The sequence below is a fragment of the Vibrio sp. Isolate25 genome (assembly GCF_022398025.1).
Taxonomy (GTDB): domain Bacteria; phylum Pseudomonadota; class Gammaproteobacteria; order Enterobacterales; family Vibrionaceae; genus Vibrio; species Vibrio coralliilyticus_A.
The window spans coordinates 34,473-44,426 of sequence record NZ_JAKEUT010000020.1; the positions used below are offsets into that span (position 1 = coordinate 34,473).

7 protein-coding genes are annotated in these 9,954 nt (G+C 44.3%); 6 read left to right on the forward strand and 1 reads right to left on the reverse strand.

Features of this window, described 5'->3' with window-relative positions:
• Positions 1-28 precede the first annotated feature (28 nt).
• Positions 29-1,576, reverse strand: coding sequence for a 2-isopropylmalate synthase (gene leuA, locus L1D15_RS20770; RefSeq protein WP_239876896.1), 1,548 nt, complete (start codon positions 1,574-1,576; stop codon positions 29-31).
• Positions 1,577-2,181: 605 nt separating this feature from the next.
• On the opposite strand from leuA, the gene L1D15_RS20775 reads away from it, so the two are divergent.
• From L1D15_RS20775 to ilvN, 6 genes are all read left to right on the forward strand, one after another.
• Positions 2,182-2,712: a phosphatase PAP2 family protein gene (locus L1D15_RS20775; RefSeq protein WP_239868917.1), complete on the forward strand. Its 531-nt coding sequence runs from the start codon at positions 2,182-2,184 to the stop codon at positions 2,710-2,712.
• 3 nt (positions 2,713-2,715) lie between these two features.
• Positions 2,716-3,762, forward strand: coding sequence for an MJ1255/VC2487 family glycosyltransferase (locus L1D15_RS20780; protein ID WP_239876897.1), 1,047 nt, complete (start codon positions 2,716-2,718; stop codon positions 3,760-3,762).
• A gap of 392 nt (positions 3,763-4,154) precedes the next feature.
• The gene (gene leuO / locus L1D15_RS20785; protein ID WP_239868901.1) at positions 4,155-5,114 is read left to right on the forward strand and encodes a transcriptional regulator LeuO; all 960 of its coding nucleotides are present in this window, start codon (positions 4,155-4,157) and stop codon (positions 5,112-5,114) included.
• 165 nt (positions 5,115-5,279) lie between these two features.
• Positions 5,280-7,088: a long-chain fatty acid--CoA ligase gene (locus L1D15_RS20790; RefSeq protein WP_239876898.1), complete on the forward strand. Its 1,809-nt coding sequence runs from the start codon at positions 5,280-5,282 to the stop codon at positions 7,086-7,088.
• Positions 7,089-7,524: 436 nt separating this feature from the next.
• A complete protein-coding gene (locus L1D15_RS20795) occupies positions 7,525-9,249 on the forward strand; it encodes an acetolactate synthase 3 large subunit (protein WP_239876899.1) in 1,725 nt (574 codons plus the stop codon).
• A 1-nt stretch (position 9,250) separates the two neighbouring features.
• On the forward strand, positions 9,251-9,745 hold the full coding sequence (ilvN, locus tag L1D15_RS20800; protein WP_006957816.1) for an acetolactate synthase small subunit: 495 nt from the start codon (positions 9,251-9,253) through the stop codon (positions 9,743-9,745).
• Positions 9,746-9,954 lie beyond the last annotated feature (209 nt).

The following is a 9,954-nucleotide window of genomic DNA, read 5'->3' on the forward strand; positions in this document are numbered from 1 at the left end:
AGGAACGACTCTCGTCCCCGGAGTCTATTTATACTGTTGCGATTTTTTTCTGTTTAATTTCTGCAATTTTGTCGGCACGGTGAATGCTGTTGATTACATGCAATAGCGCCTGACCAGAAGCTTCTACGATATCGGTGGAAACACCGGTACCGTGGTATTTTCGGCCTTTATAGTTAGCGATGATGTCTGCTTGACCTAAACCGTCTTCACCTTCGCCTTTCGCGGTTAAATCAAACTTGTCTAGCACGATATCATATCCGGTGACGCGATAGATACATTGGTATAGAGCATCAACTGGGCCATTACCTACCGCGGCTTCGCATTGCTCTTCATCACCACATTGCAATTTGATACTGGTGGTTGCCATGACGCTGCCGGACTGAACGCTTAGGTAGTTTAGCTTGTAGAAATCGTCTTCTTCGCGAAGGTTTGAGAAGTGCATCAAGGCTTCTAAATCGTAGTCGAACACTTGTCCTTTACGATCTGCAAGCTTCAAGAAATCTTCATACAAAGCATCTAGGCTGTATTCTTCCTCTTTGTAGCCCATGCTATCCATGTGGCTTTTTACTGCGGCGCGACCACTCCGACTGGTTAAATTCAATGCCTGATTCTTAAGGCCAATTGACTCGGGTGTCATGATCTCATAGGTGTTTTTATTCTTTAGCATGCCATCTTGGTGGATGCCGGAAGAGTGGCTGAATGCGTTGGCACCAACAATGGCTTTGTTGCTTTGGATTGGCATGTTACATAGCTGACTGACCAATTTGCTGGTGCGATGAATCTCATCGTGCTTAAGACCCGTGTGAACCCCTAAGAATTCCTGACGAGTTTTGATGATCATGGCTATTTCTTCTAGAGAACAGTTACCGGCACGCTCACCAATACCATTAATCGTCCCTTCTATCTGGCGTGCTCCTGCTTGAACGGCAGCAATCGAGTTCGCAACCGACATGCCCAAGTCGTCGTGACAGTGAACAGAAATGATGGCTTTATCAATGTTAGGAACACGGTTAAATAAGGTTTGAATGATACCGCCAAACTCATTGGGTACTGTGTAGCCCACTGTGTCTGGGATGTTGATAGTCCTAGCACCTGCATCAATTGCCGCTTCGACCATGCGACATAAGTTGTCAATTGGAGTGCGTCCTGCGTCTTCACATGAGAACTCGACATCATCCGTATATTGACGAGCATGTTTAACTGCTTTGACTCCCATTTCTACGACATCATCGTAACTGCGGCGTAGTTTATCTTGAACATGAACAGTGGAAGTAGAAATGAAGGTGTGAATTCGGAATTGCTCAGCAACTTTTAAAGCTTCAGCCGCGGCATCGATGTCTTTCGCAACGGCACGCGAAAGGGCACAGATTCGGCTGTCTTTAATGTGTTTGGCGATGGTTTGTACTGACTCGAAATCACCAGGCGAAGACACAGGAAAGCCGGCTTCAATCACATCAACGCCGAGTCTTTCCAGCGCATAGGCAATCTGCAGTTTCTCTTTAACTGTCAAGCTTGCTGACAACGCTTGTTCGCCATCACGTAATGTGGTGTCGAATATTATGACTTGATCGTTCATGTTGCTTCCTTCCTGATGTTTGTGTTTTGTACGCAGTAAATCGTTTTCTTCCGCTTAGCTATAAAAAGCTAGGTATAAAAAAACCCGCATCTGTGTGCGGGTTTGTGAAATCTTGTTGTGGTTATTTTTCTTCCACAGCCTACCCGCGCGATCTGGTCACGATAAGGAGGAGGCTCAGCAGGATAGAAAAACGCTTCATCATTGTTAACGGTTCCTGTAAGGGCGTTAAATAAACCACAAAATTAAGTTAACAAATTAGTACCGCACTCCACAGTGCACGTCAACCCTTAAGTTGTTTTTTTATTCATCAATAAGTAAATGAAAAGAAATAGTGGGATTATTCATAGTGAATTTGCTGGATTAAGCCAATCAAGCATAGAAGCAATCAATGGTAAGGCCTGTTCGCCAGTTACATCTTTGGTTTACCCCTCGCGCGCTATTGTGGACGACAAGATCAAATAACAAGAGAAAAGTGGTCGTGCACTCTTGTACCCATCGTTAGATTGGATTTTGACAATGTAACTGAATCAACCTCAAAGCTTCACTGATTTGTCATTTCAGTCTCTTAAGTTTGAAGGCATAACCGCGGTAACAAGGAGCCGGTCATGCGTTCAATCGAGCCTATTGCCAAGTTTGATCTGGCGTTTTCACTATTTTGCTTGCAACATAAATTCTCTTATCCGCTTTCCCGCTTGAGTAAAGCGATATCGCATACAGGGGATGGGCATTTGTATGCTGTTATTGGTTTGCTCGCTTGGGGGCTAGGTGGGGAAACAGGCACGCTCTTTCTGCTGGCTGGTTTACTTGCTTTTGTGGTGGAGCTTCCGATTTATTGGGCAGCGAAAAATGTCTTCAAGCGTCGCCGTCCGGAAGAGCTGTCTGAGTTGGTCACTTCGTTCATCACCCCTTCAGATCGTTATAGCTTACCTTCAGGCCATACCGCCGCCGCTTTCTTAATGGCTACATTGATCAGTGTCTTTTATGTCGAGCTCGAATTGTTTGCTTTTGCTTGGGCTACGTTGATTGCTACTTCGCGTATTTTACTCGGCGTACACTTTTTGACTGATGTAGTGTTGGGGGCTCTGCTGGGTATTGGCTGCGCGCAAATGGCACTATCTGTGATTATGGGAGCGTAACGAATGAGAATCCTCTACGGTGTTCAAGGAACAGGTAATGGTCATATCGCTCGTGCGAGAGCGATGAGCTATGCACTTAAGAAGCGTGGTATTGAGGTAGAGTTCCTCTTCTCTGGCCGTGCCGCCGATAAGTATTTCTCTATGGAAGCGTTTGGTGACTATCAAACACGTCGTGGCTTAACATTCGTAACTGAAAATGGTCAGGTCAACTATCAAAAAACCTGTTTCAGTAATAACCTGTTAGCCTTCTACCAAGAAGTGAAGCAGCTTGATTTAAATCACTTTGATTTAGTGCTGAATGACTTTGAGCCAGTGTCTGCTTGGGCGGCGAAAATGCAAGGTAAAGCGTCTATCAGCATTAGCCATCAAAATGCATTTCGTTACTCAGTGCCACTCAGGGGAGCAAGCTGGCTAGACAAAAAAATCGTCAAGTACTTTGCGCCTGCGCAGCATCATATCGGCTTACATTGGTATCATTTTGATCAGCCCATTCTTCCTCCTATCGTTCATACCCATAAAGAGCACGTCGTAGGCGAAGATTTTGTCCTCGTATATCTGCCGTTCGAAAGCATTCATGATATTGCCGAATTATTGCTACGTTTCTCACAGCAGCGATTTGTTTGCTTTCATCCTGAGGTGATAGAAGAACAGATTGTCGACAATGTTCACTATTTGCCACTTAGTTTCCAAAGGTTTCAATATTCGCTTAATCGTTGTAATGGTGTCATTGCCAATGGTGGTTTTGAGTTGCCCTCTGAAGCGTTGACACTAGGTAAGAAGTTATTACTCAAACCACTCAGCGGGCAATTTGAACAGATGAGCAATGTTGCAACACTGGAGGAGCTGGGATTAGCCAGCTGTATGGAGATGCTTGATGCCTCGGTTGTACGTCGTTGGTTAGATGAAGAGCAGGCTGAAAGTGTCAGCTACCCTGATGTGGCTGACGCGATTGCAGATTGGCTGCTCAAAGGGGACTGGGAGAATAAGATGGAGTTGACTCAGAGTCTCTGGGATAAAGTTGATTTCCCTAGTTACGTTACTAATATTTAGCTCACTATTATGTCTTCATGACTTCAACAGCATCAAATTATTGATGCTGTTTTTGTTTCAACCTATGGAATTATTTTTCTTGCAAATAGTTCCGGTCTGACTCTTCACACTCCCCCATAGACTTAATTGATCCATTAAATCCTTACAGTATGAGAGATTTATACTTTTTTATATATAGCGTAAGTTGATGATTAATAAGCTTAATTTTATGACTTAAGTAAAAAATACTGATTAATTATCAATCTTGTTGCTAATCATTGATTGATTCGTTGATAGTAGAAATCCGCCAGAACATATCTGACGGATAAATATAACAAGATCTGGGTTATCTATTCCCAACCAACATTCATTTTAAGAACCATTTACATTGACGAATACAAGAGGCTTGCCTGATGATTGATAAAAAAGAGTCTATGAGTGCGATTGCTAGCTACCGAATGGAAAGCACTCTACGTGGAGTAGATCTAAACCTTCTCACTGTGTTTGATGCAGTAATGCAAGAGCAAAATATTACCCGTGCCGCTCATAACCTTGGCATGTCTCAACCCGCAGTTAGTAATGCTGTAGCACGTCTAAAAGTTATGTTTAATGACGAGTTATTTATGCGTCAGGGACGTGGCATTCAGCCGACTCAGCGTGCACGCCAGCTATTTGGTCCTGTTCGCCAAGCACTGCAACTTATCCGTAATGAGCTGCCAAGCTCTATTTTCTCGCCTGAAACATCAACGCGTTTGTTCAAACTGGCGATTTGCAGCCCATGTGATATGCGCTTTGCACCAAAGATTATGTCGACAATTCATGATCAGGCTCCTAATGTTCAACTTCACCTTGATGCGGAATTTGATCGCCAACTGGCTGAAAGAATGCGCTACCAAGAAATCGACTTTGTGATTGATTACGCTCGCTTTGATGAGCAAGGTTTCTCAAGCACAGAAATCTTCCAAGATGAGCTAGTGGTAGTGGCGTCTAAGTCTCACCCACGTATCCAAGAAGCCGTAACGGCAGACCTTCTGAAAGGTGAACGTCATGCGAAACTGTCTCGCGTACATGGTCAACGTAGCTTCTCAGAGCAAGCATATTGCGACTTAGATGTTCAGGCATACTATGAAGGCACCAGCCTGAGCAATGTTCTTTATGTTGTAGGTCAGTCTGAACTTGTTACGATTGCACCACGCTGGATGGTAGAAAACGCAGCGAACAAAGATCAGTTACAAGTGTTGGATTTCCCATTCGAGAATAGCAAAATTAGCGGCTTCCTAAGCTGGCATGAATCAAGCGAAAAAGACAAAGGTCATATCTGGCTACGTGACCAGTTAATGATGATCTGCGGTGAAGTCGTTGCTCTAGACTAATTAGCTGTTATTTAAGAGAAGAATGAAACCTTGGGTGTCGATAAGGCATTCAAGGTTTTTTACTATTTAATTGATAAGTTTGATACCCGTCAGTTGCCTTTTACGAACTGAAATGTACACTTGTGCGCTGAAAAAGCTTACAGGTGTAAGCTAAAGGTAGAAGAGATGACCAACTTAGATTTTCATGTTGTAAAAAGAATTCGTGAACAGATTGCCAAGAGTGGTGATCGTATTGCTCTCAAACACAAAGTGGGCGATATGTGGAATGGCATTAGTTGGAAGCAGTTTGGCCAGCAGGTGGATGCTCTATCACTGGCGTTGTTGACGCACAATATTAAAGTCCAAGATAAAATCGGTATCTTTGCCAACAATATGCCGCAGTGGACAATCGCAGATATTGCGGCGTTACAAGCTCGTGCTGTGACTGTGCCTATCTACCCAACCAATACAGCGGCTCAATCCTCTTATATTCTGCAAAATGCCGATGTTCGTATTCTCTTTGTCGGTGAACAAGCGCAACTGGATGCGGCCATCTCTATTTTTGAACAATGTCCACAGTTGGAACTGATTGTGGTCATGTCTGACGATATTAGTACGGGTTTACCTTCATTTGTCCGTACTTGGCAGCAATTTTTAGCTGCCGCAGATGGTGCAATGCAAAGCGAGTTAGATGAGCGTTTAGCCAACGCTAATATTGATGACCTACTGACTCTGATATACACCTCTGGCACGACAGGTCAGCCTAAAGGGGTCATGCTGGATTATCGTAATATTGCCGCTCAACTCGAAGGACATGACTCGCGCCTGAGCTTAACCCAAGACGATGTTTCGCTTTGTTTCCTTCCTTTGTCACATGTGTTTGAACGAGCGTGGACTTTCTATGTGCTCTACCGTGGTGCGACGAACTGCTATTTGCAAGATACCATGCAGGTGCGTGAAGCACTGAGTGAGGTTCGCCCAACAGTCATGTGCGCGGTTCCGAGGTTCTACGAAAAGATCTTCTCCGCGATTCATGAAAAAGTCGCTAAAGCACCCATTATTCGCAAAGTTTTGTTCACATGGGCTGTGAATATGGGGGCCAAAATGGCGGCTTGTGCTCAGGAAGGGCGAGAACCATCCTTAGTCTTGAAAAAATCTCATCAGTTAGCCGATAAGTTAGTGCTTTCTAAGTTACGTGCACTATTGGGTGGACGAATTAACTTTATGCCTTGTGGTGGAGCGAAACTGGATGAAACAATTGGTCGCTTTTTCCATGCAATGGGGATCAACGTCAAGCTGGGCTATGGCATGACAGAAACTACGGCCACGGTCTCCTGTTGGGGGGATAGTCGTTTTAACCCAGACTCTATTGGGACGGCGATGCCCGGTGCACAAGTGAAAATCGGCGAGAATAATGAAATTCTCGTGCGTGGCCCTATGGTGATGCGTGGTTATTACAAGATGCCGGAAGAAACGGCGAAGACTTTTGATGAGCATGGCTTCCTCAAAACTGGTGATGCGGGCCATATTGATGAGGATGGTCATCTGTTTATTACCGACCGCATCAAAGAATTGATGAAGACGTCTGGTGGAAAATATATTGCGCCTCAGATGATTGAAGGAGCAATCGGTAAAGACCACTTTATCGAGCAGATCGCCGTGATTGCGGATACGCGCAAGTTCGTTTCCGCATTGATAGTGCCGTGCTACGACAGTCTGGAGGAGTACGCGAAAGAACTGAACATCAAGTACCATGATCGTGTTGAACTGATTAAGCATCATCAAGTGGTGGAGATGTTGGAAAAGCGAGTGAATGATCTACAAAAAGAGCTTGCCAAGTTTGAACAGGTGAAGAAGTTCAAGCTGCTACCCAAAGCATTTTCGATGGACGAAGGGGAGATGACGCCTACTCAAAAACTGCGGCGTAAGGTCATTAATGACAAATACCAAGATGAAATCGAAGAAATGTACACTGATAATGCAGTAAAAAAGTGATTCTTGAACAGGTTAATTTTTAAAGTGCTTAAAAATCCCTCAATCTAGCTTTAGTGGCTGATGAGGGATTTTTTATACCTCACGTTTACGAGATAGGTTGGTTTCAATGTTGTAAAAGTGCATTACTGGATAATATTTTATTCTGTATTTCTACTGTTAATTTTGCAAACTATCTATTTGTTTCTGTGTGTTTGGTGTTCCTTCCTTATATTAGTTTGATAAGTAGCATCTTGTTTAAAATGAGAGTTAAGTCGCATTAGATCCTTTGATAAGAAAACGTTACATTTGTTGCGTGAACTTGTTTTCTGTTACGACAGAGCAAGACATAGCCGAAAAAGTGGAAGTATTTCGATTAGGCTACGAATAAGCCCTAGACTATGTAAAACCAGCCCAATACGTTGACCTTACGAATTGGTAGCTTGGTGAGGAGAATAATATGGCAGCAATGTTGTCCGGTGCAGAGATGGTTGTCCAATCTCTGATCGAAGAAGGTGTTGAACAAATTTTTGGATATCCTGGCGGCTCCGTTTTGGATATTTACGATGCACTTCATGCTAAGACAGATCAAATCAAGCACGTCCTCGTTCGTCATGAACAAGCCGCTACCCATATGGCAGATGGTTATACTCGCGCAACAGGCAAGCCAGGTGTCGTTCTGGTGTGCTCTGGTCCAGGCGCAACCAATACTGTAACGGGTATTGCGACCGCGTATATGGACTCAATTCCAATGATCGTGATTTCAGGTAACGTACCTAACAACCTGATTGGTAATGATGCCTTCCAAGAGTGTGATATTGTCGGTGTCTCGCGTCCGATTGTTAAGCATAGCTTCTTGGTTAAGAAAGCCGAAGATATTCCTGAAATCATGAAGAAAGCTTTCTATATTTCGACAACAGGGCGCCCTGGCCCAGTTGTTATCGATCTGCCTAAAGATGTAATGAATCCGCAGATCAAACTGCCATATGAATACCCTGCGACTATCTCAATGCGTTCGTACAAACCAACCACATCGGGGCATAAAGGCCAAATCAAAAAAGCTTTGAAAGCATTACTTGCAGCGAAAAAACCTGTGCTTTATGTCGGTGGTGGCGCGGTTATTTCAGAAGCCGATGAGCAGATTCTGAAGCTATCAGAGGCGTTAAACTTACCTGTCGTTAGTACCTTGATGGGGCTAGGCGCCTTCCCGGGTACGCATAAAAATTCTCTTGGTATGCTGGGGATGCATGGTGTGTATGAGGCCAATATGGCCATGCACAACGCAGACTTAATCTTTGGTATTGGTGTGCGATTTGATGATCGAACCACCAACAACTTGGAAAAGTACTGCCCGAATGCCAAAGTAATGCATATTGATATTGACCCGTCATCTATCTCGAAAAACGTCAAAGCAGACCTACCAATTGTTGGCTCTGCAGAGAAAGTGCTGGCGAGTATGGTGTCACTGCTCGAAGAGCAAGGCGCGACCAATGATAGTGATGCGATGCAGAGCTGGTGGGATGATATTCAGACTTGGCGTGATCGCGAATGTCTATCCTATGAATCGACATCTGAGCGTATTAAGCCTCAGCAAGTTATCGAAGTGCTACATAAATTGACCAATGGTGATGCCTACGTTGCGTCTGATGTCGGCCAGCATCAAATGTTTGCCGCGCTTTACTATCCGTTTAATAAACCACGTCGCTGGATTAACTCAGGTGGTCTTGGCACGATGGGTTTTGGTTTACCGGCCGGCCTCGGGGTTAAGTTTGCCAAGCCCGAAGAAGAGGTTGTGGTCGTGACCGGTGATGGCAGTATCCAGATGAACATTCAGGAACTGTCGACGGCGCTGCAATATGATATCCCAGTCAAGATCATTAACCTGAATAACCGTTTCCTAGGTATGGTGAAACAGTGGCAAGACATTGTTTACCAAGGAAGACATTCTAACTCATATATGAGCTCCGTTCCGGACTTCGTTGCGATTGCAGAAGCGTACGGACATGCGGGGATTCGCATTGAAACTCCTGACCAGCTTGAGTCTGGTTTGAAACAAGCATTAGAAATGAAAGATCGTTTAGTGTTTGTTGATATCAATGTTGATGAAACTGAGCATGTGTACCCAATGCAAATCAAAGGCGAAGGTATGGACAAGATGTGGCTAAGCAAAACGGAGAGAACATAATATGAGACACATTATTTCACTGCTAATGGAAAACCAACCGGGGGCATTATCCCGAGTGGTAGGTTTGTTCTCACAACGTGGCTACAACATTGAGTCACTAACCGTATCACCGACAGATGATGAAACGCTGTCGCGCTTGAACATCACAACGATTTCCGATGATATGCAGCTTGAACAGATCCAGAAACAGCTCAATAAGTTGATTGATGTGCTCAAAGTTCAGGAAGTCACTGAGCTTGATCATATTGAACGTGAGCTGATGATGGTCAAAGTGAAAGCCAGCGGTTTTGCTCGCGCCGAAGTAAAGCGTACAGCGGATATCTTCCGTGGTCAGATTGTTGATGTCACCGCTTCTCAATACACGGTTCAACTAGCGGGTACCAGTGAAAAGCTCGATGCGTTCATTCAAGCGATTTCAGAGGTGACTGATGTCATTGAGGTTGCCCGAAGTGGTGTGGTAGGGATCGCACGCGGTGAGCGTTCACTAAAACCTTAGCTTGATACGAGTTGTTAAAGAAAAGCCTTAGCATGGACTAAGGCTTTTTTGTTTAGGGATTTGTCCCGTCCTGAGATAAGTTGACACTTCGGAGACTTATCAATGAACTCTTCAAGCAATACAACACCAAAGCGCTCTCAACGAGATTACACAATGGGCTTTAAATTGGCTGTTGTTGCCCAAGTTGAAAAAGGCGAAATGACATACAA

What these genes read in the sequence shown, in the direction of transcription:
- leuA (WP_239876896.1), bottom strand. Translation starts at nt 1,576, where the DNA reads ATGAACGATCAAGTCATAATATTCGACACCACATTACGTGATGGCGAA.
- L1D15_RS20775 (WP_239868917.1), top strand. Translation starts at nt 2,182, where the DNA reads ATGCGTTCAATCGAGCCTATTGCCAAGTTTGATCTGGCGTTTTCACTA.
- L1D15_RS20780 (WP_239876897.1), top strand. Translation starts at nt 2,716, where the DNA reads ATGAGAATCCTCTACGGTGTTCAAGGAACAGGTAATGGTCATATCGCT.
- leuO (WP_239868901.1), top strand. Translation starts at nt 4,155, where the DNA reads ATGATTGATAAAAAAGAGTCTATGAGTGCGATTGCTAGCTACCGAATG.
- L1D15_RS20790 (WP_239876898.1), top strand. Translation starts at nt 5,280, where the DNA reads ATGACCAACTTAGATTTTCATGTTGTAAAAAGAATTCGTGAACAGATT.
- L1D15_RS20795 (WP_239876899.1), top strand. Translation starts at nt 7,525, where the DNA reads ATGGCAGCAATGTTGTCCGGTGCAGAGATGGTTGTCCAATCTCTGATC.
- ilvN (WP_006957816.1), top strand. Translation starts at nt 9,251, where the DNA reads ATGAGACACATTATTTCACTGCTAATGGAAAACCAACCGGGGGCATTA.